Below are 25,268 nucleotides of genomic sequence, written 5' to 3'. Positions count from 1 at the left end.
GCTGCCAGACCTCAGGGGATCTCGACGACGACCTTGCCCCGGGCGCGTCCCTCGCCGACGCAGGTCAGCGCCGCGGCAACCTCGTCCAACGGGAACGTGCGGTCGATGTGGACGGCGACGTCCCCGGCGACGCAGCGGGCGGCCACCGGCTCGAAGGCGGCCGGCCCCTCCTCGACCATGAGCACGCCCAGGCGCCGACCGGTCAGCAGGCCGGCCACCTGTCCCACCGTGAGCACCCGCAGCAGGGAACGGACGGGACCGCCGACGCACTGGTACCGCCCTCCGGGTGCGAGCGCGCGTCGGTAGGCGAACACCGAGCGGTGGGCGACCAGGTCGAGGATCCGGTCGTACGGTCCATGGCGGGTGAAGTCGTCGGCGCGGTAGTCGATCACGTCGTCGGCGCCCAGGGACCGCATGAAATCGAGCTTCCCGGCGTTGTCCACGCCGGTCACGTGCGCTCCGAGCTGCTTGGCGAGCTGGATCGCGAACGCCCCCGACCCGCCACCGGCGCCGTTGATGAGCATCCGGGTACCGAGAGCGACACCTCGCGTCCCGGACGACGCGATCGCCCCGGCCTGCGGGATCGCCGACGCCTGGGCGAAGGACAGCTCGGGCGGCTTCCGGGCCAGAGCCGTCTCCGGCGCGATCGCGTACTCGGCGAAGCCGCCCTTCATCCGGAGGTTGTCGCCGTAGACCTCGTCACCGGGGCGGAAGCGGGTGACGCGCTCACCGACGGCGTCGACCGTCCCGGCGATGTCCGATCCGAGCGTGTGGATCCTCGGGGCGCGGAGACCACCGAGGCGGGCGTAGCCCGGTGAGCCGACGAGTCCCTCCCAGTCGCTGAGGTTGACCGACGTCGCGGCCACCTCGACCCGCACCTGCCCCGGGCCGGGCGTCGGCAGGGGCACGTCCTCGACGCGCAGCACCTCGGGTGGACCGTAACGGTCCTGGAGGACCGCCCTCACGCGATCCACCTCGTCATGGCGGCAACCTAGTGGCGTCGTCGACCGGTCCGGAAGTCCTGCGGCTCACCGCGCCGGGCGCCGCCCGGAGTGACGCAGCTCGCCGCCTACGCTGGGTGGCGTGACCGCCACGCTCGAACCGACGACGACGGCCCTGCCGCCGTTGCGGCTCGGCGCGCTCACCGTCGACCCCGCCGTCGTGCTCGCGCCGATGGCCGGCATCACCAACCCGGCCTTCCGCACCCTGTGCCGTGAGTTCGGCGCGGGCCTCTACGTCTGCGAGATGATCACCACCCGGGCGCTGGTGGAGCGCAACGAGAAGACGCTCCGGATGATCCGCGCGACCGCCGACGAGAAGGACGCCTTCTCCGTCCAGCTCTACGGCGTCGACCCGGCCACCGTCGGCCGCGCGGTGGAGTTGCTCGTCGACGAGGGCGTCGCCGGCACCCGCCCGGCGCACATCGACCTCAACTTCGGCTGCCCGGTGCCCAAGGTGACCCGCAAGGGCGGCGGCTCCGCGCTGCCCTGGCACCGCGTGCTGCTGCGGAACATCGTCCGCGAGGCCGTGCGCGCGGCGAAGGACGTCCCGGTCACGATCAAGACCCGCATCGGCATCGACGCCGACCACGTCACCTACCTCGACGCCGGCCGGATCGCGCAGGACGAGGGCGCCGCCGCCATCACGCTGCACGGCCGCACCGCCGACCAGCTCTACAGCGGTACCGCGGACTGGGCGCCGATCGCGCGCCTGGTCGAGACCGTCGACATCCCGGTGCTCGGCAACGGCGACATCTGGGAGGCCGACGACGCGCTGCGCATGGTCGCCGAGACCGGGTGCGCCGGCGTCGTCATCGGCCGTGGCTGCCTGGGCCGGCCGTGGCTGTTCGGCGACCTCGCCGCCGCCTTCGCCGGCCGCACCGCGCGCGTGCTGCCGACCTTCCGCGAGGTCGCCGCGATCATGCACCGGCACGCCGAGCTGCTCACCCAGGAGCACGGAGAGCTCTACGGCTGCAGCGACTTCCGCAAGCACGTCGCCTGGTACCTCAAGGGCTTCAGCGTCGGCTCCGACATCCGCCGGGCACTGGCGATGGTCAGCGGCCTGGACGAGCTGGCCGACCTGCTGGCGGGCATCCCCGACCAGCCCTACCCGGTCGCCGTCCTCGGGGCTCCGCGCGGGCGGACCACCCCGCCCCGGCCGGTCGCCCTGCCCGAGGGCTGGCTGGCCGACCGCGACGACCCCCGGCCCCCGGCCGGTGCAGAACTGGAGACGAGCGGCGGATGACCAGCACCCCAGGGCCCTTCCTCTACGACGAGGGTCCCGAGCCCCTGCACACCGGCGCGCCGACCCGGTCGGGCAAGTGGATGGCCCTCATCTTCGGCGCCACCGTGCTGGTCGCCGTCCTCATGGTGGTGCTCACGGTCACGATCAAGGGGACCGGCTCGGACCAGGCGAAGGAGGTCAGCGGGGTGTTCCTGAGCGCCCTGGCCGCCGACGACACCGAGACCGCCTCCGGGTTGCTCTGCGAGGAGGAGCGGGCCCGACTCGCTCCCGCGGAGATCGCGGACGACTACCTCGGCGAGGGGAAGCCGCAGCTGGGCGACCCGCGGACCGACGGCGACGCGCGGATCGTGCCCGTGTCCTGGTCCGACGGCGCGACCACCGAGCTGACCGTGATCGGTGAGGACGGCCTCCGGATCTGCGGCGTCGCCTGACCGCTGACCCGGTCCATCGCACGAGGGAACCAGGGCACGGCGAGCGAGCCGACCCCACGCCCGTACGGCACGATCTCGACCAACGGTGGGGTCGAGCGGGTAGGGGTGAGGCATGAGCGGCGCGACGAAGTGGGTCTACGACTTCAGCGAGGGCAGCAAGGAGCAGAAGGACCTGCTCGGAGGCAAGGGCGCGAACCTCGCCGAGATGTCCAACCTGGGCCTGCCCGTCCCGCCCGGCTTCACGATCACCACCGACGCCTGCCGCTTCTACCTCGAGCACGCGCGGACCCCGCCGGAGCTGGCCGACGAGGTGACCGAGCACCTGAGCGCCCTGGAGCGGGCCATGGGCAAGTCGCTGGGCGACCCCTCCGACCCGCTGCTGGTCTCGGTGCGCTCCGGCGCCGCGGCGTCCATGCCCGGGATGATGGAGACCGTCCTCAACGTCGGCCTCAACGACGAGTCGGTGCGGGGGCTGGCGGCCCAGTCCGGCAGCGAGCGGTTCGCCTGGGACTCCTACCGCCGGCTGATCCAGATGTTCGGCAAGACCGTGCTGGGCATCGACGGCGACCTCTTCGACGACGCGCTCGACGCGGTCAAGGCGGAGCAGGGCACCGAGCTGGACCTCGACCTCGACGCCGCACACCTCGAGGACGTCGTCACCCGGTTCAAGGCGATCGTGCGCGAGCACACCGGCGCGGACTTCCCCCAGGACCCGCGCGAGCAGATGGACATGGCCATCAACGCCGTCTTCGACTCGTGGAACTCCGACCGGGCAGTCCTCTACCGCCGTCGTGAGCGGATCCCGAGCGACGCCGGGACCGCGGTCAACGTGTGCTCGATGGTCTTCGGCAACCTCGGCATGGACTCGGGCACCGGGGTCGCCTTCACCCGCGACCCGGGCAGCGGCGAGCAGGGCGTGTACGGCGACTACCTGCAGAACGCCCAGGGCGAGGACGTCGTCGCCGGCATCCGCAACACCGTGCCGCTGGTCGACCTGCAGAGCATCGACGCGCCGGCCTACGACGAGCTGATGGGCATCATGGCGCGGCTGGAGTCGCACTACCGCGACCTGTGCGACATCGAGTTCACCGTCGAGCGCAACAAGCTCTGGATGCTGCAGACCCGCGTGGGCAAGCGCACCGCGGGGGCGGCCTTCCGAATCGCCACCCAGCTGGTCGACGAGGGCCTCATCGACATGGACGAGGCGGTCCGCCGGGTGACCGGCGACCAGCTGGCGCAGCTGATGTTCCCCCGATTCGTCGCCGGCGGGGATGCCACGCAGCTCACCCAGGGCATGAACGCCTCGCCGGGCGCGGCCGTGGGCAAGGCGGTCTTCTCCTCGGAGACGGCGGTGCAGTGGGCGCAGCGCGGGGAGAAGGTCGTGCTGGTCCGCCGCGAGACCAACCCCGATGACCTCTCCGGGATGATCGCCGCCGAGGGCGTGCTCACCAGCCGGGGTGGCAAGACCTCGCACGCCGCCGTCGTCGCGCGGGGCATGGGCAAGACGTGCGTGTGTGGTGCCGAGGAGCTGCAGGTTGACACCAAGGCGAAGAGGTTCACCGCCCCCGGCGGCACCGTCGTGAACGAGGGCGACGTCGTCTCCATCGACGGCTCGACCGGGAAGGTGTGGCTGGGGGAGGTGCCGGTCGAGCCGTCGTCGGTGGTGCGCTACTTCGAGGGCGAGCTCGACCCCGACGCCGAGGACACCGACGATCTGGTGCGCAGCGTGCACCGGATCCTCACCCACGCCGACGAGGTGCGGCGGCTCGACGTCCGCACCAACGCCGACACCCCCGCGGACGCGGCCCGCGCCCGCCGGTTCGGGGCCCGCGGGATCGGCCTGTGCCGGACCGAGCACATGTTCCTCGGCGACCGGCGCCAGCTGGTGGAGAAGCTGATCCTCGCCGAGGGGGACGACGAGCGGCAGGGCGCGCTGGACGCCCTGGAGCCGCTGCAGAAGCAGGACTTCCTGGAGATCTTCGAGGCGATGGACGGGCTGCCGGTCACCGTCCGGCTGCTCGACCCCCCGCTGCACGAGTTCCTGCCCGACCTCACCGAGCTCTCGGTGCGCGTCGCCCTGGCCGAGGAACGGGGGGAGCCCGACGAGGGCAACCTCCGGCTGCTGGCCGCCGTCCGGGGGATGCACGAGTCCAACCCCATGCTGGGGCTGCGCGGCGTACGGCTGGGCCTGGTCGTCCCCGGCCTCTTCGCCATGCAGGTGCGCGCGATCGCCGAGGCCGCCTGCGAGCGGAAGAAGGCCGGCGGCGATCCCCGGCCGGAGATCATGATCCCGCTCGTCGGCGCGGTGCAGGAGCTGGAGGCGATCCGCGACGAGTCGGTGCGGGTGCTCGCCGAGGTGTTCGAGCGCGAGGGCTGCGAGGTGGACGGCCTGCTCGGCACGATGATCGAGGTGCCGCGCGCCGCGCTGACCGCGGGGGAGATCGCCGGTTCGGCGGAGTTCTTCTCCTTCGGGACCAACGACCTCACCCAGATGACGTGGGGCTTCTCGCGGGACGACGTCGAGGCGGCGTTCTTCCACCAGTACCTGGACAAGGGCATCTTCGGCGTCTCGCCGTTCGAGTCGCTGGACCGCGAGGGCGTCGGGCGGCTCGTGCAGATCGCCGTGGAGGCCGGCCGGGCCACCCGTCCGGACCTCAAGCTCGGGATCTGCGGCGAGCACGGCGGCGACCCGGAGTCGGTGCACTTCTTCCACGAGGTGGGGCTGGACTACGTGTCCTGCTCCCCGTTCCGCGTGCCGGTCGCCCGGCTCGAGGCCGGGCGGGCAGCACTCGCCGGGTCGTGAGGCGGGCCTTTCCTGAGCTCAGCCGGGGACGGCGGTCGAGCGCTCGCCGGACGGTGCGGACGCGGGGTGGCCGAGCGTCACGGGGAGCGACTCGTAGCCGCGCAGGATGATCGTGCCGCGCCGCCGTCCGGCGCCGGCGGGGCCGAGGTCGGGGAACCGCTGAAACAGCGCGCGCAGGGCGACCTCCCCCTCCATCCGCGCGAGCGCGGCGCCGAGGCAGAAGTGGATGCCGCTGGAGAAGGCGACGTGGTCGCGCGCGTTGGTGCGGGTGACGTCGAACGTGTGCGGGTCCTGGAACACCTCGGGGTCGCGGTTGGCCGCCGCGAGCCCGAGGAGCACCAGCTCGCCCTCGCGCAGCGGCACGCCGTGCACGGTGGTGTCCCGCTTGACCCGCCGTCCGGTTCGCTGCACCGGTGACTCCACCCGCAGCATCTCGTCGACGGCGTTGGGCCACAGCGACGGGTCGTCGACCAGCAGACGACGCTGGTCGGGGGAGCCGAACAGCAGCGCGGTGCCGTTGCCGATGAGGTTGACCGTCGTCTCGAAGCCTGCCCCGAAGACCAGTGCGGCGGTGGCGACGAGCTCCTGCTCGCTGAGGCCGCTGCCGTCGTCGTCGGCGGCAACGACGAGCTGGGACAACAGGTCGTCGCCCGGGTCCGCGCGCAGCCGGCGCAGGTGTCCGCGGAACCACGAGTCGAGCTCGGCGAGGTTCCGCTCGACGCTGCGGTGGGTGGACCACGTCAGTCCCATGTCGAGGCTGGGGCTGGCACCGTCGCCCCACGCCAGGAACTGCTCGCGCATCGCCACCGGGACCCCGAGCATCTCCGAGATGACCGTGACCGGCAGCAGGCTGGCGTAGCGGGCGACCAGGTCCACCGGCTGCCCGCCCACGGCGTCGCGCGCGAGGTCGTCGAGCAGTTCCTCGGCGATCTGCTCGGTGCGCTCTCGGAAGTGGGTGACGGCGCGGGCGCTGAAGGCGCGGCTGACCATCCGGCGGTAGCGGGTGTGCTCCGGCGGGTCGACGGCGAGCATCGAGGGCGGGTCGAGCGGACCGATGCTCGGCCGGGGGCCGGCCAGGCGCAGCGCCTTCCGGAGCAACGGGGGGAGCCCCTTGGTGCGGTCGCCGCCGATCACCCCGAAGTCGTCGCTGCGCAGGACCTCGGTGCAGACGTCGTGGTGGACGCTGACCCGGGCGAACGCACCGCCGGCGAACGGGGCGTCGGTGCGCAGGCGCTCGTAGTGCTGGTACGGGTCCTCCCGGACGACCGCATCGCGGAGCACCTCGGCGTCGGGGTTGCCCCGTCGCGCCTGGGCGCCGATGGCCAACCGCATCGCACCGTGCGTCGCGGCCCACCGGATCGCACTGCGCATCACCACGGGACACCCTCCTGGGATCGAGAGACCCCCTGCCTACCTGAAGTGCCCGGAACGCGCGCGGTGCTGTCGTGCCTGTCGTGTCGCTCGGGGCCGCCCCCACCGGAGTCCGGACGCGCGGATGCCCCGACCCGCGGGTGCGGGCCGGGGCATCCGGGTGCGGAGGCTTACCGCAGGTCGAAGCGGTCGAGCTCCATGACCTTGACCCACGCGGCGGCGAAGTCCTGCACGAACTTCTCCTGGGCGTCGTCGGCCGAGTAGACCTCGACGATGCCGCGGAGGATCGAGTTCGAGCCGAACACCAGGTCGGCGGCGGTGGCCGTGCGGACCACGTTCCCGTCGGCGTCCCGGCCCTCGTAGACGCCCTCCGCCTCGGCCGAGGTCGACCACGACACACCCAGGTCGAGCAGGTTGCGGAAGAAGTCCTGCGACAGCACGCCGGGGCGGTCGGTGAAGACGCCGTGACGGACGCCGCCGGTGTTCGCGCCGAGCACGCGCAGGCCACCGACGAGCAGGGTCATCTCCTTGGGGGTCAGCTCCAGCATGTAGGCCCGGTCGACCAGGAGGGTCTCCGGCTGCAGCTTGCTGCCCGGCGCGATCCAGTTGCGGAAGCCGTCGGCCTTCGGCTCCAGCCAGCCGAAGTTCTCGACGTCGGTCTGCTCCTGCGAGGCGTCGGTGCGACCGGGGGAGAACGGCACCGTCACCTGCACGCCGGCGTCCGCCGCGGCCTTCTCCACCGCCGCGCTGCCGCCCAGGACGATCAGGTCGGCGAGCGAGACCTTCCCGCCCGTCTGCTGCTCGAACTCGGCCTTGACCCGCTCGAGCACCGGCAGGACGTCCCGGACGCCCTCGTTCGCCGCCCAGTTGATCTGCGGCTCCAGCCGGATGCGGGCGCCGTTGGCCCCGCCGCGCTTGTCCGTGCCGCGGTAGGAGGCGGCGGCCGACCAGGCGGTGTGCACCAGCTGCGCGACGGTCAGGCCGGAGGAGAGCAGCCGCTGCTTGAGGTCGGCGATCTCGGTCTCGCCCACGAGCGGGTGGTCCACCGCGGGCAGCGGGTCCTGCCAGATCAGGTCCTCGCTCGGCACGTCCGGGCCGAGGTAGCGGGTCTTCGGGCCCATGTCGCGGTGCAAGAGCTTGAACCAGGCCCGGGCGTACTGGTCGGCGAAGTACTCGGGGTCGTTGCGGAACCGCTCCGAGATGGCCCGCAGCTCGGGGTCCATCCGCAGCGCCATGTCGGCCGTCGACATCATCGGCGGGTTCTTCTTGCCCTCGATGTGCGCGTCGTCCACGAGCCCCTGGGCCTCGGGGTTGCTCGGCTGCCACTGCTTGGCGCCGGCCGGGCTCTCGACGAGCTCCCAGTCCCACCCGAAGAGCGTCTCCCAGTAGGAGTTGTCCCACGTCGTGGGCGTCGGGGTCCAGGCGCCCTCGAGGCCGCTGGTGATGGTGTCGGCGCCCTTGCCGGTGCCGAACTGGCTGACCCAGCCGAGGCCGTTGCCGTGCACCGGACAGCCCTCGGGCTCGGGACCGAGCAGGGAGGGGTCGCCGGCGCCGTGCGCCTTGCCGAAGGTGTGGCCACCCGCGATGAGGGCGACGGTCTCCTCGTCGGTCATGCCCATCCGGCGGAAGGTCACCTTGATGTCGTGGCCGGAGGCGACCGGGTCGGGGTTGCCCTTCGGACCCTCGGGGTTGACGTAGATCAGCCCCATGGTGACGTTCGCGAGCGGGCCCTCGTCGAGGTTCAGCGCGTCGCTGTCGGCGTAGCGCTCGTCACCGAGCCAGGTGTCCTCCGGGCCCCAGAAGACCTCCTCGGGCTGCCAGGTGTCCTCGCGGCCGAAGGCGAAGCCGAAGGTCGGCAGGCCCATGTCGTCGTGTGCGACGTTCCCGGCCAGCACCAGCAGGTCGGCCCAGGAGAGCTTGCGGCCGTACTTCTGCTTGATCGGCAGGAGCAGGCGCCGGGCCTTGTCGAGGCTCGCGTTGTCCGGCCAGCTGTTGAGCGGGGCGAAGCGCTGCGCGCCCTGCCCGCCGCCACCGCGGCCGTCGGCGATGCGGTAGGTGCCGGCCGCGTGCCAGGACATGCGGATGAACAGCGGGCCGTAGTGCCCCCAGTCGGCCGGCCACCAGTCCTGCGACGTGCGCATGAGCTGCCGGAGGTCGCTCTTGAGGGCCTCGACGTCGAGCTCGGCGAAGGCGGCCCGGTAGTCGAAGTCCGCGCCGAGCGGGTCGGAGTCCTTCGAGGGCTTGTTGAGCACCGACAGGTCGACCTGGTTCGGCCACCAGTCCCGGTTCGTGCGAGGACGCCCGCCGGTGTGCGACTCCGGCGACGGGATCGCCGGGTTCTCGCTCTCGCTCGTGCTGTCGGTCTGGACCTTGTTGGTCTCGTCCTTCACGGTGTCCCTCTCTGTACTGGATGGTCTGGGAAGGTCAGGGGACGGGTTGACGTGCGCACGTGGGGCACCGGCCCCAGTAGATGACCTCGGCCTCGTCGATCGTGTAGCCGCCGTCGTCGCTCGCCGCCAGGCAGGGGGACTCTCCCACCGCGCAGTCGACGTCGGTGATGGCGCCGCACGACCGGCAGACCAGGTGGTGGTGATTGTCTCCGACGCGGGCCTCGTAGCGGGCGACGGATCCCTCCGGGTGGAAACGCCGGAGCAGCCCCGCGTCGGTGAGGGTGCGCAGCACGTCGTACACGGCCTGGTGGGAGACCTCGCCCGAGTCCCGGCGCACGATGGAGATGACGGAGTCGGTGTCGGCGTGGGGATGCGCGTGGACGGCGGCCAGCACGGCCAGCCGCGGCCGGGTGACCCGCAGCGCGGCCTCGCGCAGCATCGCCTCGAAACGTCCGGGCGTCGGCATGCCCCCAGCTTCCCGCATGCTCCTGGAGCGGATCAAGAAAAGGGTCGGCGGACGCCCCTCGTCAGCCCCCGCAGACCAGCCCGCGTTCCAGTGCGGCGAGATTGGCCGTCATGAGCTCCGGATAGGTGTCGTCCTGGGCGACCCGTTCGATCGGGTGCAGCACGTCCGTGCCGAGGTCGAGCTCGGCAGCGAGCGTCTCCGCCACCCCCAGACCCGCCGCTGCCTCGAAGAAGAGCGTGCGAGCCCCGGTGTCCCGCACCTCGTCGGCCACCTGGCGGAGCCGGGCGGGGGAGACCTCGACGTGGGGGTCGAGGCCGGCCACGCCGACCTGCTCGAGCCCGTACCGGTCGGCGAGATAGCCGAACGCCTCGTGCGAGGCGAGCAGGGTCGCCCCGCGGCACGGGGCGAGCGCCTCGGTGTACTCCTCGTCGAGCTCCCTCAGCGAGGACCGCAGGCGCTCGGCCCGCGCTTCGTAGTCGGCCGCGTGGTCGGGGTCGACCGCCGAGTACTCGTCGGCCACCTCGTCGGCGAGTTCCGCCAGCCGAGCGGGGTCGAGCCAGAAGTGCGGATCGACCCCGCGGTCGGCCAGGGGTGCTGCGTCCACCAGGTGCTCGGGCTCCTCCTGGGCCACGACGTCGTCGACCGAGGCCTGGAGACCACCGGACAGGTGGACGACGACGTCAGCCTCGCCCAGGGTCGCGATGGCACGCGGGGAGAGCTCCAGCCCGTGGCTGTCCCCGCCGGGCGGGGTCAGGTTCGTCACCGCCACCAGGTCGCCGCCCACCTGCTCGGCCACGTACTGCAGCGGGTAGGACGTGGCCACCACCTGCACCCGGCCCTCGGCGCCGCCGTCCTGGCCGTCGCCGCACGCGGCCGGCCCGCACGCGAGGCAACCCGTCAGGGCGGCGACGCCGAGGGTCCGGGTCGGCGTCACTCGTCGTGCTCGCCCTCGTGCTCGTGCTCGGCGTGCTCCTCGACGTCCCCGGAGACGCCGGACAGCTCGTTCGGCGTCACCTCGAGGTCGGCGCTCTTCCAGATCGTGCCGCCCTCGATGTCCACGGCGTGGATCCGCCGGGTCGCGGGCTCGGTCACGTAGGCGATGCCGTCGACGACGACGACCTGCGGGTGCGGGTCCTGCCAGTCGTCGGACTCCTCCCAGGGCCCGGTCACCGGGATCGATCGCGTGACGGTGCCGGTGACGACGTCGATGACCTGCAGGTGGCCGTCGTAGGTGAGCACGAGGCCCTCGCCGTGCGGGCCCCGGTCGAACGACTGGTACCAGTACGGCGCGGGGAGCTCGACCAGGCGCAGGGACGCGGTCGTGGTGTCGATCAGCGCGACGGTGCTCGACCGGTCGTCGGCGCTGCGCTCGTAGTCCCCGAGCACGATCGGTGAGTCCTCGGTTCCGAACTGGTTGCCGATGCGGCCGTACGCGTCCGGGCTCTGGATCTTGGTGAGCTCGCCCCCGCTGTACAGCACGGCGCCGTCCTGGCAGCCGATGACGATCGCCTCGTCCCCGGCCACGGTCTCGCCGTGCACGGAGGGGCAGTCGTCCCGGGCGGCGATCTCCTCGCCGTCGGGGCCGAGGACGCGGACGCCGGCGCGCTCCTCCTCCGTGCCGTCGGAGACGAGCATCGTGCCGTCCTCGAGCTCGACGGCGACGCCGTGGTGCGGCTCCGGCGTGGTGAACTGCCGCATCTCGACGTCGGGGTCGGCGATGTGGGCGCTGTCGAACGCGGTGACCTCGCCCGTGCCGTCGTCGAAGAGCACCGTCCGGCCGGCGTGCGCCACCACGTGCCCCGGCTTCTCGGCCGGGAACTGCACGTCGGTGAGCTGGGGGGCGGCCGTGTAGTAGTGGTCGTGGTCGCCGTGCGGTTCGGCCCAGGCGCCGGCGTCGAGCAGCCGGAACCCGCCCTGCGTCGAGATCAGGAAGTGGCGGCCGTCGCCGGCGGGGTTGAGCCGGTTGAAGCCCTCCATCGGTTCGTCGGCGAGAACCTCGAGCGTGATGGCGTCGAGGACCTGCACGCCGCCGTCGTACGTCAGTGCCAGCCGCGGGGCGCTGGCGCCGACCTCGCTGGGAGCGGTCGAGGGCGGGGCGGCCTCGCTCGTGGGGGCGGCCGCGGCCTCGTCGCCGTCGTCGGACGCGCAGCCCGCCGCCAGGACGAGCGGCAGCGCTGCCGACAGGGCGACGGCACGGAGGGGAGAGAGGGGACGGGTGCGCACAGGTGCTCCGGTCGATCGGGGGAACGGGTCGGAGGCACCGTAACCGATAATGAGAACCATTCTCACATCGAGGGTGCGCCTCGCCGTCCTCATGCGCCCCATCCGGTCGGACCGGCGTGGTACCCATGACGCGTGGGGGTGCGGAGCTTGGTGGGTCGCGTCGTCGTGGCCGCCGTCCTGGCGGCGGTGCTGCTCGTCGCCGCTACCGCGCTGGCGATCTGGTGGACGGCCCGGCAGGACTCCCGCCCGGCGTCCGACGCGATCGTGGTGCTGGGGTCGGCGCAGTACAACGGCGTGCCGTCCTCGATCTTCGAGGCGCGGCTCGAGCACGCCCTCGCTCTCCACGGGGCCGGTGTCGCGCCGGTCATCGTGACGGTCGGCGGCAAGGCGGCCGGCGATGCGTTCACCGAGGCCGAGGCCGGCCGCGACTACCTGGCGCAGGCCGGCATCCCGGCGGACGCGCTGCTCGCCGTGCCCGAGGGTGTCGACACCCTGGAGAGCATGCGGGTGGTGTCGGCCGCGTTCTCGGAGCGCGGCTGGTCCAGCGCCGTCCTGGTGACCGATCCGTGGCACGCGATGCGCGCCGAGCGGATGGCGGAGGATGCCGGCATCGCGGCCGAGAGCTCACCCACCCGTCAGGGGCCCGCAGTGCAGACTCGGGTCACGCAGTTCCGCTACATCATGCGCGAGACGGCGGCGTACCTGCTCTACCGCGCGACCGGCGAGAGCGTCGCCGGCGCGCCCGGGATCGGCTGAGGAGGGACGGCGTGCTCGAAGTGGGCAGGGCCGGCACGGCCGGCACGGAGAAGGGCGTCGTCCCCGTCCTCCGCGACGGTGCCGTCGTGGCCGCCCTCCGGACGTCCAACTGGAAGGAGCAGGCCACGGCGGTCGTCGGTGTGCGCCAGTGGCTGTTCAGCAGGCGGAAGGGCGAGCTCGCCGGCCGCTGGACGGTCGACCCCCAGGGCACGGCGCGGCTGCGGGCGCGGCAGGTCTCGTACTGGAAGGGCACCTGGTCGGCCGACCTCGAGGGCACGCAGGTCGAGGTGGCGACCCTGTCGTACTGGAAGGCCACCCACCGCTTCCTCGCTGGCGGGCAGCAGGTCGCGCACAGCGGCTCCACCGGCGGTTGGTCGCCGCTGGCGACGCTGACCGCCGCTCCGGAGGTGCCCCTCGACCACCAGGTCTTCCTGCTGTGGTTGGAGCTGGTCGTCAGCCGGCGCAACACCGCCGGGCTCGCCGTGGTGACCGCAGGTGCGGGTGTCGGGGGCATGGCCTGATGGCCGGCCGGGGACGCATCCGGGCCGCCGACATCGCGCTGGTGCGCGAGCGGTCGCGGATCGACGAGATCGTCGGCGAGCACCTGCAGTTGAAGAACGCCGGCGGCGGCAGCCTCAAGGGGCTCTGCCCGTTCCACGACGAGAAGTCGCCCTCCTTCCAGGTGACGCCCAGTCGCGGGCTCTACCACTGCTTCGGGTGCGGGGTGGGCGGCGACGTCATCTCCTTCATCCAGCAGATCGACCACCTGACGTTCTCGGAGGCGGTCGAACTGCTGGCCGGTCGGGCCAACATCGACCTGAAGTACGAGGACGACGCCGGGCGGCAGACGGCCGGCCCCGACCGCGCCCACGCCGGTCAGCGCGCCCGGCTCGTGGCGGCCAACACCGCTGCCGCCGCCTTCTTCGCCGAGCAGCTGGGCGCCCCGGACGCGGCGCCGGCCCGCCAGTTCCTGGCCGAGCGCGGATTCGACCGGCAGGTGGCCCTGGACTTCGGCTGCGGATTCGCACCCGGCGGCTGGGACGCGCTCACCCGGCACCTGCGTGCCGCCGGCTTCACCCAGAGCGAGCTGATCACCGGAGGGCTGGCCAAGGAGTCCTCCCGCGGCACGCTGATCGACCGCTTCCACCGCCGGCTGGTGTGGCCCATCCGCGACATCACCGGCGACGTCATCGGCTTCGGCGCCCGCAAGCTCATGGACGACGACCCCGGCCCCAAGTACCTCAACACCCCGGAGACGCCGCTCTACAAGAAGTCGACCGTTCTCTACGGCATCGAGCGGGCCAAGCGGGACATCGCCAAGCGGCACCAGGCCGTCGTCGTCGAGGGTTACACCGACGTCATGGCCTGCCACCTGGCCGGTGTCACCACCGCCGTCGCCTCGTGCGGAACGGCCTTCGGCGGCGAGCACATCAGCGTGCTCCGGCGGCTGCTCATGGACCAGGACGAGTTCCGCGGCGAGGTGGTCTACACCTTCGACGGCGACGCGGCAGGGCAGGCGGCCGCAATGAAGACGTTCAAGGAGGACCAGCGCTTCGTCGCGCAGACCTTCGTCGCCGTCGAGCCCAACGGGCACGACCCCTGCGAGCTGCGTCAGGAGCACGGCGACGCCGCCGTGCGCGACCTCATCGCGCGCCGCTCGCCGCTGATCGAGTTCGTGCTCAAGACGACGCTGGCCGGGTACGACCTCGACACCGTCGAGGGCCGGGTCGCCGCGCTGGAGAAGACCGCTCCGCTGCTGGCCCAGATCAAGGACCACGCCCTGCGCCCGGCCTACGCCCGCCGGCTGGCCTCGCTCATCGGCGACACCGACGAGTCCGACGTGCTCGAGCGGGTGCGCCGGCACACCGGTGAGGGCCAGCAGCAGTCGCGCGGTCGTCGCCCCAGGCCGCCGCAGCGCACCCCCGACGACGCCGCGGTCGCGATCGAGCGGGAGGCGGTCAAGGCCGCCCTGCAGGTGCCCGAACTCGCCGGCCCCGCGTTCGACGCCGTCCCGTCCGAGGCCTACACCGACCCCGACTACGCCGCCGTGGCCGCGGCGGTCGCGGGCACCGGGGGAGCGGCGTCGGCCACGGTGACCGGTCCCGCCTGGCTGGACCTGGTCGCCGAGCAGTGCGACCGCGAGAGCGCGCGGGCGATGCTGACCGCGCTGGCGGTCGAGCCGCTGCGCTCGACCGGTGAGGCCGACGCCGGTTACGTGACCGCCGTGATGGCGCGGCTGCAGGAGATGGCCACCGTCCGCGAGGTCGCGGCCCTCAAGGGGCGGCTGCAGCGGATGAACCCGGTGGAGAACGGCGACGAGTACATGCGAGCGTTCAAGCAGTTGATGGATCTCGAGCAACTGGCCATCTCGCTGCGCAAGCGGGCCATCGGAGGTCTCGGGTGAGCCTGCTCGACGCCGTACGCCGGAAGCTCGCGCGGGCGCCCGAGGCGGTACGCGCGGCGCTGTCCGGCGAGGAGCAGGCGCTGGCGTGGGGCCTGCTCACCCGCGACGAGGGCTGGCTGGTGGCCACCCACCGCGGGTTGCGCCGGATCGGCGGCGACGGCGTCGCCGGAGAGCCGCTGCCGTGGCACGAGATCGGGTCGGCCACGTGGACGGCGGCCGGCGCCGGGGGCACGTTCGTCGTCACCCCGTTGACCGAGGTGGAGCCGGGGGTGCAGGCGCGGCTGCCCGCTGAGCGGCACGTGCTCGCCGAGGCCGGTGACCTGCCCGTCGTCGTGCGCCGGCGGGTCGACCAGACGGTCGTGGCCAGCCAGCGCTCACCGCTGCCCGGCGGGGGAGGGGTGCTGCTGGTGGCCCGCAGGATCCCCGGTCAGCCGGTGCGCGAGTGGACCGTCGTGTTCGACGACGACGCCCAGCGCGCCGATCCGGCCGCGCGGGAGGCAGCCCGGCGGAAGCTCGCCGACATCGTCGCAGCCGAACTGCCGGACTGACCGCTACGGGTCAGCGGGGAGCGTCGCTGCCCATGCGTGCGCGCAGCGAGGACAGGGCGTCGTCGGCGCGGGCCTGCGCCATCCCGGCCAGGCTCTGCAGGCGCGGGTCGTCCTTCGTGCGCTCCCAGCCGCGTCGGATCTGCTCGTACCGCTCACGTCCGGCGCGTGCGCCGAGCACGTAACCGGCACCGAATCCGGCCAGGAAGGACAGCTTCGCCACGGGGACCTCCAGGACAGCGGGGAGCGGACCGGCGATCACGCTACCTGTGAGCGTCGTCGCCCCGGACACGGCCGAGGGGGGCGGGATCGGTCCGCCCGGCTGAGGTAGTCTCGTCGGGCCAGCGGGTGCTCGCGCCCGCTCGTCCCCCGTAGCTCAATTGGCAGAGCATGCGACTGTTAATCGCAGGGTTACTGGTTCAAGTCCAGTCGGGGGAGCACATCAAGCCCTTGACCAGCGGAGACGCCGGTCGGGGGCTTTTCTGTTGTCCCTGTCAGAGGGGTCAGGCACTCTTTAGGCACTCTTTACTTCGGTGCCGGAGGTGCCTCGTGGGCCGTCCCCCGCTGCCGCTGGGCACCAGCGGCAAGGTCCTGTTCGCCACGCTGCCCAACGGTCGGGTCAGAGCCCGGGTCAAGTTCCGCGACTACGACGGCAGGGTCCGGTTGGTGTCCAAGGTGGGGCCTTCGCGCGCCGCCGCCGAACGGGCGCTGAAAGCTGAGTTCACCAGCCGCCAGGCGCCCGGCGGCGTCGGCGCGATCACTGCCGCAACACGAATGGCCACGTTGGCCGAAGCTTGGATCGAGGCCGACCACGGCTGGTCGACCGGCACGCAGCGCACCTACCGCTCGGTGGTCAGCAAGCAGGTCAAGCCGGCCTTCGGTCAACTCTGCATCCGCGAGGTGACCCCCGGCGTGGTCAGCCGGGCGCTGGCCGCCATCGCCAAGAGCAGCGGACCGGGGGCGGCCAAGACAGCGCGGGCGTGCCTTTCCGGGATGTTCGCGATGGCGATCCAGGACGGCGCCGTCACGGTCAATCCGGTCCGCGACGCCACTGCCAAGATCAGTACCGGCAAGCGAGCGCCGCGCGCACTGACTGCGGCAGAGACCGGACGACTCGTCGAGCTGTTCCGGACCAGCGACCGCGCGGTCGAGATCGACTTGCCCGACATCGTCGACTGGATGCTCGCCACCGGCTGCCGGATCGGCGAAGCGCTGGCCCTGCGGTACGGGATCAACGGCGACGGCAAGCCGATCCTCGATCTCGAAGCCGGGACATGGGAGGTGAATGCCACCGTGGTCCGCGTTCCAGGCGCCGGGCTGACGGTCCAGCCGCGGCCGAAGACCACGGCCGGCTGGCGGATCATCGCGCTGCCCGAGTTCGCCGTCCGGATGCTGCAGGACCGGCGGGTGAATTCCCGCCGGCAGACGGACGCTGAGGTCGTCTTCACTTCGCCGCTGGCCGGCGCCCTGCGGGATCCGTCGAACGTCTCAGGAGACCTCCGCCAGTTGCTCGACTCGTTCCAGTGCGAGGCCTGTGGGGGAACGGGCTATCAGCTCGATGAGGACGGCTCCTTCAGGGCGGGGGCGGGCGGGCGACGCATCCGCTGCGAGGAGGGGCCGTGGTCGTGGGTCACCTCGCACACCTTCCGCAAGACCGTCGCCACGCGACTCGACGAGGCCGGGCTCACCGCGCGCCAGGTGGCCGACCAGTTGGGCCATGCCAACCCGTCGATGACGCTCGACGTCTACTTCGGCCGGCAGGTCGTCAGCGCCGAGGCAGCGCGGGTGCTGAACCGTTGAGCTGGATCGCTGTGAAGTCCTGGCACAACGGCGGGGCGGCGCTCGCTGCCGCCGCTCACCCGGCTCGATCGGCGCGCCCTGCTTCCGCCTGCTCATTCAGCCACGCGGTCACGTCAGCGCGCCGGTAGACCACGCGCCGGCCCACACGGAAGCTGTGCGGGCCGGTGCCGAGGTGTCGCCAGTACCTCAGCGTGGAGACGGGCGAGCGCATGATCTGCGCAACCTCGGCCGTGGTCAGCAGGTCATCGGGGTTGTCCATGACGAACCTCCTTGGTCTCGTGACGCCGCCCGGGGGAGGCCCTGCACCGCAAGGTAGGGCGAGGGATGGACAGCTCGTCCGCCTCGCGCCCTCTAGCGGGAAGTCCCTGCTGCCTGTCCAGCCGGTCTGGGAGTGGCGAGTGTTGATCTTTCCCCTAATGGCGCTATCATCGGAATTACCCGATGAATGGAGCGGACACCGTGGTGACCACGACGACGCCGAAGGCGAGCGAGCCGCCGGTCGATGAGGCTGCTGCGCTGTCGACGGCCGCGTGCCTGTTCCGCAGCCTGGGTGACCCGATGCGGCTGGCGATCGTCCGCCACCTGATGCTCGGCCCGCATCGCGTTGTGGACCTCACCCGTCACCTGGGTGGACCCGCGCAGAGCTCGGTGTCCGCGGCGCTGGCCTGCTTGCGTGACTGCGGCCTTGCCGAGAGCCAGCCCCAGGGTCGGGCGTCGCTGTGGTCACTGAGCACCCAGCCCGAGCTGCTCGAGCTGCTCGCCTCGGCCGAGAAGCTGCTGGCCGCGACCGGTGACCAGGTCGCACTCTGCCCCGTGTACGGAGCGGGAGCCTCGGCGTGACCGCCGCCGCGCTCGTCCTCTACGTCGTGGCCCTCGTCGTGTTGTTCGGTGTGCGGTCGTGGATCCAGCTGCGCCGTACCGGGTCCACGGGGTTCGTCGGCATCTCCGGCACCCCGGCCGAGGCCGGCTGGTGGGGCGGGGTGCTGTTCGCCGCCGCGATGGTGCTCGGCCTGGCCGGACCGGTGCTGGCGGTGGCCGACGTCGTGACCGCCGATCCGCCGATCGCGGTGCAGATCGTCGGCCTGGTGCTGGCGCTGGCTGGCTTCGCCGCGACGCTGGCGGCTCAAACCGGGATGGGCGCCTCGTGGCGCATCGGCGTCGACTCGGCCGACCGCACCGAGCTGGTGACCGGCGGCGTGTTCGCGCACGTCCGCAATCCAATCTTCACCGGGATGGCCGCCGCCCAGGCCGGGGTGGTGCTCATGGTGCCCACGTGGGTCAGCGTGCTGGCGCTGGCTGCGCTGGTGGCTGCCGTCCAGCTGCAGGTCAGGGCCGTCGAAGAGCCCTATCTCCGCTCGGTGCACGGCGGGGCGTACGACGCCTACGCCGCCCGTGCCGGTCGGTTCCTGCCCGGCATCGGCCGGCTGCCGGCGACCCAGGGAGCGCAGCGATGAGCGGCGGCCACGACCACGCGCACGGTTCCAGCGGCGCGGCGGGCAACCGTCGGCGGCTGGCGGTCGTGCTGGCGCTGACCGCCTCGGTGCTGGTCGTCCAGGTGGTCGGCGCGCTGCTGTCGGGATCGTTGGCGCTGCTCGCCGACGCCGCGCACGCCGCCACTGATGCCGCCGGCCTGGTGATCGCGCTGGTCGCGGCCACCCTGGCGCTGCGCCCGCCGACGGCCCGGCGCACCTGGGGCTACCGGCGCGCCGAGGTGCTCGGCGCCACCCTGCAGGCGGCGGTGCTGCTGGCCGTGGGCGTGCTGGTCGCCGTCGAGGCGGTCGGCCGGCTGCTCGAGCCCGGGACAGCAGAGGTGGCGGCGACTCCGGTGCTGGTGTTCGGCGGCATCGGCCTGGCGGCCAACGCCCTCGGCATTTGGGTGCTCACCCGCGGCGGTGCACGCAACGGGAACCTGAATATGCGGGCGGCGCTGCTGGAGGTGATCAACGACGCGCTCGGGTCGGTCGCGGTGCTGGTCGCCGCCACGGTCATCGCGGTCACCGGCTGGCAGGCCGCGGACTCGGTCGCCTCGCTGCTGATCGCAGCCATGATCGTGCCGCGCACCATCGGGCTGCTGCGGCGAACGGTGTCGGTGCTCCTGGAAAGCACTCCGCCGGGCCTGGACCTCGAGGCAGTCCGCGCGCATCTGGAAGAGCTGCCCGGGGTCGTGGCAATCCATGACCTGCACGCCTCGCAGATCAGCGACGACCTGCCGGTCCTGACGGCGCACGTGGTGGTCGAGGACGCCTGCTTCGTGGACGCGCGGGCACCGCAGCTTCTCGACCAGATGCAGGACTGCCTCGCCGAGCACTTCCCGATCAGCGTCGCGCACTCGACGTTCCAGCTGGAAGCCCGCACACACGCCGATCACGAACTCGCCGCGCACCGCTGACCGCCGTCCACCGGCCGCGGAGGCCGGAGGGCAGAGGAACCGTCACCGCCGGATCCATTCGCCGCCGGCGAGCACGCCGGTCCGATCACGGCCCCAGCTGACCGTCGCCTGACCGTCGCGGCCGTGCCTGACGGCGCAGACCGCGCCCCACAGAATCGGAGAGCAGTACGTGGAGATCGCCACCTGGGTCCTGCAGGCGGTGGGCCTGTTCGTGGCCACCAACATCGACGACATCATCGTGCTGTCGCTGTTCTACGCCCGCGGCGCCGGCCGGCGCGGCACCACCGCGGCGATCCTCGCCGGGCAGTACCTCGGCTTCGGCGCCATCCTGGCCGCCGCGGTCCTCGTCGCGCTCGGCGCCCGCAGCTTCCTGCCCGAGGAGGCGATCCCGTACTTCGGGCTGATCCCGCTGGTGCTGGGCCTGCTCGCCGCGTGGCGGGCATGGCGCGACGACGATGATGACGACGACGACGAGGGCAAGGTCTCTGGCAAGTCGGTGAGCGCGCTGACCGTCGCCGCGGTCACCTTCGCCAACGGTGGGGACAACATCGGCGTCTACGTGCCGGTGTTCGCCACCGTGGGTCCTGCCGGCATCGTCGCCTACTGCGTCGTCTTCCTGGCCCTGGTCGCCGTGCTGGTCGTCGCCGCCCGGTTCGTCGCCACCCGCAAGACGATCGCCGAGTTCCTCGAGCGGTGGGAGCACGTGCTGTTCCCGCTGGTCCTCATCGGCCTCGGTGTCGTCATTCTTGTCGAGGGTGGTGCCTTCGGGCTCTAGCAACGACGCGGCACAGGCGCGGAAGGCGCCTTGCATCCGGAGATGTGGAAGCAGGCTCACTGTCCACAGACCGCTGGAGAAGCGTTCTGTCGTCATTACGTCGGTGCAGCTTTACGTTATGAGCGACGCAACGGAGACCGAACAGCGAATCTGCCGATTCCCGGACTGCCGTCGTCCGGCGGCGGAGTCGCAATCCGGGGCAGGCCGCCCGCCGGAGTACTGCGACGACAGCGCGCACAATCGGACCGCCGCCTGGCACGCCCGCCGCCGGCTGCGGACAGAGCAGTCCGGGCACGCGGCGGGGATGGAGCAGCGGCCGATAGATGCCGCGCGACAGCGGGCCAGTGAGTTGCACGGCCAGGTCGCCGGCATGATTGAGCACCTGAATCAGCAGCTGAAAGTGTTGCTCGAGGAGCTGCGGACGGTGGCCGATCCCGAGGCCGCCGAGTTACAGATCGATGCTGTGACGAGCGAGGCGGCAGAGCAGGTGGCGACCGCCGCGGCTCACGCCAGCCGGGCCGAGCAAGCGCGACAGCGCGCCGAGGCCGAGCGCGCGGAGGCTGACTCCGCTGCTGAGGAGGCCTCTGCCCTGAGCGAGCAGCTCCGTACCGGGCTCGTAGAGGCTCGCCAGCGGCTAACGGAGGCCGAAACCGAGCGAGACAGGCTGAACGCCGAGCTGGCCGACGCCCTCGCGGCCGTTGACACAGAACGAAAGCAGTCCGCCGCGAAGTTGATCGATCTTGCAGAGAAGCTGACTGCCGTCGAAGCGCGGCTGGTCGAGGCACACGGCGACCGCGACGCTGCGATCCGACGAGCGGAAGCCGCGATGGTTGCGCAGTCCGAGGCGGAAGAGCGATCCCGCAACGCTGTTGAACGGGCCGACGCCGAGTCGGCGCGCGCTGCCCGAGCTGAGGATGCGGTCGAATCCGTACGCCGGGGCCTGGCGCAGGCTGAACGGCGAGGGGCGGACCTCCGTGACGAGATCAGCGATCTGCGCGAGAAGCTGGCGGCGATGACCGCGCAGCGTGATGCCGCCATACACGACGCCGAGCGCGAGAAGACCCATGGCCACCAGCGAGTCGAGGACCTGCGTGCCCGTCACGACGAGGAGAACCGACGATTGCGCGAGGAACTCGCCGAGTTGCGCGGCGAGCTCAACACGGCGCGCGATGAAGCCCGCGTGCAGCGCAGCAGAGCCGACCGAGCCGAAGCCAGACTCGACAACGCCGTGACTACCAAGACGCGGCGCCCCCAGTCACCCGCGGGACGCGCACGGCGCCGAGGCGAGAGCACGGCCACAGGAACCGGAGAGACCCGCGACTGACACCGGAGCAGCGTGGCCAGGCTCGGTCCTTCGCCGCTGCGCCCTGTGGAATCCGCGATGGGATCGCCCTGTGGGGATCGGCGCCCTGCCGCCGTGCCATAGACGTTGAGGGAACCCGCTGCCCCGGTCCCGGATGGACGTCACCGTCAGAAGGTGGCCGCGAGCAGGAAGCCCACCGTGAGGGCAGGGCCGTAGGGAAAGGTGCTCTGGCGGTCCCCGCCACGCATCAACGTGATCACGGCTTGCGTCGAGGTGATCACGGTGAACGCGACGAGCGCGAACAACAAGCCGTGATGCGTGGCGTGTCCAAGGCCTAGCCCACCGAGGGTCGCCAGTCGGACGTCACCGAAGCCCGCTCCCGCAAACCGCCAGCACACCAGCAGGACGGCACCCGCCGCCGCAGCAGCGACGCCGCTGAGCAGCAGACCGCGCCAGTCACCGTGCACGGCGAGACCGACGGTCAGCAGCACGCCGGTGCCGACGGCGGCCTGGCGGACGAGTGGTGTCGGGATGCGTTGGGTGACCGCATCGCAGGAGGCCGCGGCGACCAGGGCGCATCCCCAGACCATCAGGGCAGGCACGAGCCACCACGTCCCCGCACGGTGAGACGCCACGATCGCAGCGGCTCCCGCCCCACCGCCGGCGACGGCGCTGGCCAGCGCCAGGCCCGGACGGGCAGCGTCGAGCCGCGCGAGCTGCGCAAGCCCACGAGAAGCAAGCCAGGGGGTGGTTGCGGCGCCGATCAACGCTGCCGCCGCCGACGCCGCCATCCACGTGCCGTTCATCCGCTGGCGGCCACCCTCGAGCTCCAGGGGTCTGTTTGCCCTTCGCTGCGCAGCCCTGTGGATATCTGCGCCATCCCAGCTTCCGGTGCGGGAGCGTGTCAGGACCACGCGATACATCCAGACGCGGAGGACGAGTGACGGACTCAGGGACAACCTGTCACCCGAAAGGGTGGGAACGAGACGACGGTCACACGTCCGCTCGGCCGGGAGGGCAACCTCGGTCGACGGACGGTGACGTGCTGGGAGGTGATCAGGCGTGACGGTGATACGGACGGCGGCGGGGGCAGCCGCGGTGCTCCTGGCGCTGACGGCCTCGGGTTGTTCGTCGTCGTCCGACCCTGGCTCGTCGAGTTCGCCGACGTCTGGGACAGCGCCTTCCCAGACGCCGAGCCCCTCACCGCCCACTCCAGGCCCCGTCGAGGAAGCGCAGGCACTGGCGATCGCGCTCGTTCCGGACTACCTGGAGACCATCGACGACCTGTACCTCGACCCGTCGCTCCCGCTCGACGGGATCCACCAGGTCGCTGTGGCTCCGGAAGCCACAGCCCAGGCCACAGCGATCGGCAAGTTCCGTTCTCAGGGCTACCGGCAGACCGGCCGGTCGCAGCTGGTGACCGCGTCTGCCGCCAGCACCGACCTCTCGAACAGTCCCGCTGCTTCGCCGTCACCCGTATTGCCGACCGTCGTCGTCACCGCCTGCGTCGACGTGGGCGAGGTGGACGCGATCGATGCCTCCGGGTCGTCAATCGTGCCGTCAGGTCGTCCGAGATACCTCATCCAGCAACTCACCGTGGTGAACCCGAACTATCCGGACACGTCGTCGTGGCGGGTCAGCGAGGCTCCGAACCGGCAGGCGCAGTCATGCGACGAGTAGCTCTTGCCTTGGCGGGTGCGCTGCTGTGCGTCGGCGCCTCGCTGGTCCTCTCGCCGGCTGCTGTCGCTGATCCGGCGACCTGCCAGCAGTACGACTCACACGGCATCTGTGTGGTCGAAGTCGAGACGGCCGAGGATGACGGTGGGACGGCGGCCCCACCGGGCGCAACAACTCCCGCCGCCGGTGGCGGTACCTCGCCGGCTGTCTGCACTGTCAGCCCCTCCGGCACCGTCATTCCATGCCAGGACGGCCAAGCATGGTGGGCACAGGACATGCAGTGCTACGTGGAGGCGATGACGCATCAGCCTCCGAAGGACTCGCCCATCTGGGGCGGTCGCACGGATGGTGCCATCTACAGCTGCCTTTCCTATACCGGCGGTGGGGCGTTCCCCGGTACCAACGGCTTCAGCTTCTGGTCGGCGACCCCGCCAGCGGCTCCGCCCGTGATCGATCCAGCGCAGCTCGCGCAGCAGGCGCTCAGCACACTGACGGTGCCGTCACCGACAACGGGCCGGTATCCGGCTGGGACGCTGCAGGACGGGCAGCCGTTCACGGTCGTCAACGCCTACACCTGGTTCTGGACGGACCCGGGGTCGTTCCGGGCGCTGACCGCGCGTGCCGACGCAGGAGGCGTGTGGGCGGAAGTGAGCGTGACTCCGGCGGCGCTGTCCTTCACGCCGGGCGATGGGGCCGCCGCGGTGTCGTGCCCCGGTCCTGGCGTGGCCTGGCGGCCGGGCAACGGGGTGTGGACCCCGTCGCCGGCTGGCTGCGACTACCGGTACCCGCACTCGTCGATCCACCAGCCCGATGGGCGGGTGATGGCGACGTACGGAATCCAGTGGTCGGTCACCTGGACCTCGTCGACCGGGGCCACCGGGACGCTGCCGGATCTGACGACGACCGCGAACGCGGCGTTCGCAGTGGCGGAGGTGCAGTCGGTGGTGATCAGGTGACGACGCGGGTCGACGGGATGGCGTCGTCGGCGGCCGGGCGTTATCCGGCTCCGGCGCCAGAGGTCGCGCCGCCGCCGGCTCCTCCGGTGCGTAGCGCCGCGGCGCGACGACGGACCAGCCGCAAGTCGCTGGTTCTGAGCGTGCTGCTTGTGCTGCTCGGGGGGCTGCTGGCTCTCGCCGCTGGTCAAATGCTGACCGCGCGCACGGAGGTGCTGGCGGTCGCCCATGACGTGCCCCTTGGCTCGACGATCACCACGGAGGACCTGGCGGTCGCGAACGTGACGTCGGATCCCAACCTGTCGCCGATCCCTGCGTCGCAGCGGTCCCAGATCGTTGGGATGGTCGCCCAGGTCCCACTGAGCCGGGGAGAGCTGTTGACCGGCGCGCAGGTCGGCCCGGACAGCGGGTTCACGGCGGGGGAGATGTTGGTAGCCCTGCCATTGAAGGAAGGGCAGTTTCCGGCCGGCGGGCTGAGCCCAGGCCAGCAGGTACTGATCGTGGCGACGCCCGGCAGCACCGGCTCGACCATCGGCAGCGGTACCCCGGCTGCGGACACGGACGGTGCCCGCGATCAGCAGGTCGACGCGACGGTCGCCGAGGTCGGTCCGCTGAACCAGGCCACACAAGTGACGGTGGTCGACGTGCGAGTCAGCGCGGACGACGGCGTGCGGGTGGCCGAACTCGCATCGACCGGCAACCTGGCGTTGATCGTGCTGCCGGCGGGGCGGTGAACCG

General features: G+C 71.9%; 25 protein-coding genes and 1 tRNA gene. 17 read left to right on the top strand and 9 right to left on the bottom strand.

Going from position 1 to position 25,268, the window contains the following annotated elements:
• Window positions 1-11: 11 nt before the first annotated feature.
• Window positions 12-926 (bottom strand): NAD(P)-dependent alcohol dehydrogenase, encoded by a 915-nt coding sequence (locus tag BN344_RS03050; protein ID WP_197022220.1) that lies wholly within the window; start codon window positions 924-926, stop codon window positions 12-14.
• 157 nt (window positions 927-1,083) lie between these two features.
• Between BN344_RS03050 and dusB the strand changes: the two genes are divergently transcribed.
• The 3 genes from dusB (at window position 1,084) to ppdK (ending at window position 5,478) form a co-directional block, all read left to right on the top strand.
• Entirely contained in the window at window positions 1,084-2,244 is a 1,161-nt protein-coding gene (gene dusB, locus BN344_RS03045) for a tRNA dihydrouridine synthase DusB (protein WP_051515502.1), read from the top strand.
• The gene (locus tag BN344_RS03040) at window positions 2,241-2,675 is read left to right on the top strand and encodes a hypothetical protein (RefSeq protein WP_040336937.1); all 435 of its coding nucleotides are present in this window, start codon (window positions 2,241-2,243) and stop codon (window positions 2,673-2,675) included. The genes dusB and BN344_RS03040 overlap by 4 nt, the downstream gene beginning before the upstream one ends.
• Before the next feature lie 112 nt (window positions 2,676-2,787).
• Complete coding sequence (gene ppdK / locus BN344_RS03035; protein WP_040336936.1) at window positions 2,788-5,478, top strand: pyruvate, phosphate dikinase; 2,691 nt, start codon at window positions 2,788-2,790, stop codon at window positions 5,476-5,478.
• An 18-nt stretch (window positions 5,479-5,496) separates the two neighbouring features.
• On the opposite strand, the gene BN344_RS03030 is transcribed toward ppdK, so the two are convergent.
• The 5 genes from BN344_RS03030 to aztD form a co-directional block, all read right to left on the bottom strand.
• Window positions 5,497-6,849, bottom strand: a complete 1,353-nt coding sequence (locus BN344_RS03030) for a cytochrome P450 (RefSeq protein ID WP_040337865.1) — start codon at window positions 6,847-6,849, stop codon at window positions 5,497-5,499.
• Between the two features lie 170 nt (window positions 6,850-7,019).
• Entirely contained in the window at window positions 7,020-9,239 is a 2,220-nt protein-coding gene (gene katG, locus BN344_RS03025; protein WP_040336935.1) for a catalase/peroxidase HPI, read from the bottom strand.
• 34 nt (window positions 9,240-9,273) lie between these two features.
• Complete coding sequence (locus BN344_RS03020) at window positions 9,274-9,705, bottom strand: Fur family transcriptional regulator (RefSeq protein ID WP_040336934.1); 432 nt, start codon at window positions 9,703-9,705, stop codon at window positions 9,274-9,276.
• A gap of 61 nt (window positions 9,706-9,766) precedes the next feature.
• Window positions 9,767-10,639, bottom strand: a complete 873-nt coding sequence (locus BN344_RS03015; protein ID WP_040336933.1) for a metal ABC transporter substrate-binding protein — start codon at window positions 10,637-10,639, stop codon at window positions 9,767-9,769.
• Complete coding sequence (gene aztD / locus BN344_RS03010; RefSeq protein WP_051515501.1) at window positions 10,636-11,928, bottom strand: zinc metallochaperone AztD; 1,293 nt, start codon at window positions 11,926-11,928, stop codon at window positions 10,636-10,638. Before aztD ends, BN344_RS03015 begins: the two co-directional genes overlap by 4 nt.
• A 132-nt stretch (window positions 11,929-12,060) precedes the next feature.
• Between aztD and BN344_RS03005 the strand changes: the two genes are divergently transcribed.
• Genes BN344_RS03005 through BN344_RS02990 form a run of 4 tightly spaced genes read left to right on the top strand, consistent with a single transcriptional unit; the run spans window position 12,061 to window position 15,636 of the window.
• Complete coding sequence (locus tag BN344_RS03005) at window positions 12,061-12,684, top strand: YdcF family protein (RefSeq protein ID WP_040336932.1); 624 nt, start codon at window positions 12,061-12,063, stop codon at window positions 12,682-12,684.
• A gap of 11 nt (window positions 12,685-12,695) precedes the next feature.
• Entirely contained in the window at window positions 12,696-13,205 is a 510-nt protein-coding gene (locus BN344_RS19800; RefSeq protein ID WP_051515500.1) for a hypothetical protein, read from the top strand.
• Complete coding sequence (gene dnaG, locus BN344_RS02995) at window positions 13,205-15,088, top strand: DNA primase (RefSeq protein ID WP_040336931.1); 1,884 nt, start codon at window positions 13,205-13,207, stop codon at window positions 15,086-15,088. Before BN344_RS19800 ends, dnaG begins: the two co-directional genes overlap by 1 nt.
• Window positions 15,085-15,636: a hypothetical protein gene (locus BN344_RS02990; RefSeq protein WP_040336930.1), complete on the top strand. Its 552-nt coding sequence runs from the start codon at window positions 15,085-15,087 to the stop codon at window positions 15,634-15,636. Before dnaG ends, BN344_RS02990 begins: the two co-directional genes overlap by 4 nt.
• A gap of 10 nt (window positions 15,637-15,646) precedes the next feature.
• Here the strand turns inward: BN344_RS02990 and BN344_RS02985 are convergent, their stop codons facing one another.
• Window positions 15,647-15,895 (bottom strand): hypothetical protein, encoded by a 249-nt coding sequence (locus BN344_RS02985; protein ID WP_231486457.1) that lies wholly within the window; start codon window positions 15,893-15,895, stop codon window positions 15,647-15,649.
• 103 nt (window positions 15,896-15,998) lie between these two features.
• Here BN344_RS02985 and BN344_RS02980 point away from each other — a divergent pair.
• Both BN344_RS02980 and BN344_RS02975 read left to right on the top strand, forming a co-directional pair.
• A tRNA-Asn gene (locus BN344_RS02980) sits at window positions 15,999-16,071 on the top strand.
• Window positions 16,072-16,182: 111 nt separating this feature from the next.
• Complete coding sequence (locus BN344_RS02975; RefSeq protein WP_040336929.1) at window positions 16,183-17,433, top strand: site-specific integrase; 1,251 nt, start codon at window positions 16,183-16,185, stop codon at window positions 17,431-17,433.
• A gap of 55 nt (window positions 17,434-17,488) precedes the next feature.
• Here BN344_RS02975 and BN344_RS02970 read toward each other — a convergent pair whose 3' ends face one another.
• Window positions 17,489-17,692: a helix-turn-helix domain-containing protein gene (locus BN344_RS02970; RefSeq protein WP_040336928.1), complete on the bottom strand. Its 204-nt coding sequence runs from the start codon at window positions 17,690-17,692 to the stop codon at window positions 17,489-17,491.
• A 182-nt stretch (window positions 17,693-17,874) separates the two neighbouring features.
• On the opposite strand from BN344_RS02970, the gene BN344_RS02965 reads away from it, so the two are divergent.
• The 5 genes from BN344_RS02965 (at window position 17,875) to BN344_RS02945 (ending at window position 21,921) form a co-directional block, all read left to right on the top strand.
• The gene (locus BN344_RS02965) at window positions 17,875-18,273 is read left to right on the top strand and encodes an ArsR/SmtB family transcription factor (protein ID WP_040336927.1); all 399 of its coding nucleotides are present in this window, start codon (window positions 17,875-17,877) and stop codon (window positions 18,271-18,273) included.
• Window positions 18,270-18,887, top strand: a complete 618-nt coding sequence (locus BN344_RS02960) for a methyltransferase family protein (protein ID WP_040336926.1) — start codon at window positions 18,270-18,272, stop codon at window positions 18,885-18,887. Before BN344_RS02965 ends, BN344_RS02960 begins: the two co-directional genes overlap by 4 nt.
• On the top strand, window positions 18,884-19,822 hold the full coding sequence (locus BN344_RS02955; protein WP_040336925.1) for a cation diffusion facilitator family transporter: 939 nt from the start codon (window positions 18,884-18,886) through the stop codon (window positions 19,820-19,822). Before BN344_RS02960 ends, BN344_RS02955 begins: the two co-directional genes overlap by 4 nt.
• A gap of 169 nt (window positions 19,823-19,991) precedes the next feature.
• The gene (locus BN344_RS02950; protein WP_040336924.1) at window positions 19,992-20,597 is read left to right on the top strand and encodes a cadmium resistance transporter; all 606 of its coding nucleotides are present in this window, start codon (window positions 19,992-19,994) and stop codon (window positions 20,595-20,597) included.
• A gap of 118 nt (window positions 20,598-20,715) precedes the next feature.
• Entirely contained in the window at window positions 20,716-21,921 is a 1,206-nt protein-coding gene (locus BN344_RS02945) for a coiled-coil domain-containing protein (protein ID WP_137161822.1), read from the top strand.
• A 146-nt stretch (window positions 21,922-22,067) separates the two neighbouring features.
• On the opposite strand, the gene BN344_RS02940 is transcribed toward BN344_RS02945, so the two are convergent.
• Window positions 22,068-22,706, bottom strand: coding sequence for a prepilin peptidase (locus tag BN344_RS02940; RefSeq protein WP_040336922.1), 639 nt, complete (start codon window positions 22,704-22,706; stop codon window positions 22,068-22,070).
• 292 nt (window positions 22,707-22,998) lie between these two features.
• On the opposite strand from BN344_RS02940, the gene BN344_RS02935 reads away from it, so the two are divergent.
• The 3 genes from BN344_RS02935 to BN344_RS02925 are packed head-to-tail and all read left to right on the top strand — an operon-like array spanning window position 22,999 to window position 25,264.
• Entirely contained in the window at window positions 22,999-23,580 is a 582-nt protein-coding gene (locus BN344_RS02935) for a hypothetical protein (RefSeq protein WP_040337861.1), read from the top strand.
• An 8-nt stretch (window positions 23,581-23,588) separates the two neighbouring features.
• Window positions 23,589-24,533: a hypothetical protein gene (locus BN344_RS02930; RefSeq protein ID WP_231486456.1), complete on the top strand. Its 945-nt coding sequence runs from the start codon at window positions 23,589-23,591 to the stop codon at window positions 24,531-24,533.
• Window positions 24,530-25,264: an SAF domain-containing protein gene (locus tag BN344_RS02925; protein ID WP_040336920.1), complete on the top strand. Its 735-nt coding sequence runs from the start codon at window positions 24,530-24,532 to the stop codon at window positions 25,262-25,264. The genes BN344_RS02930 and BN344_RS02925 overlap by 4 nt, the downstream gene beginning before the upstream one ends.
• Window positions 25,265-25,268: the final 4 nt, after the last annotated feature.

It is taken from the genome of Candidatus Blastococcus massiliensis AP3, assembly GCF_000582785.1.
Classification (GTDB): Bacteria; Actinomycetota; Actinomycetes; order Mycobacteriales; family Geodermatophilaceae; genus Blastococcus; species Blastococcus massiliensis.
This window is presented reverse-complemented; position numbering and strand designations above follow the sequence as displayed.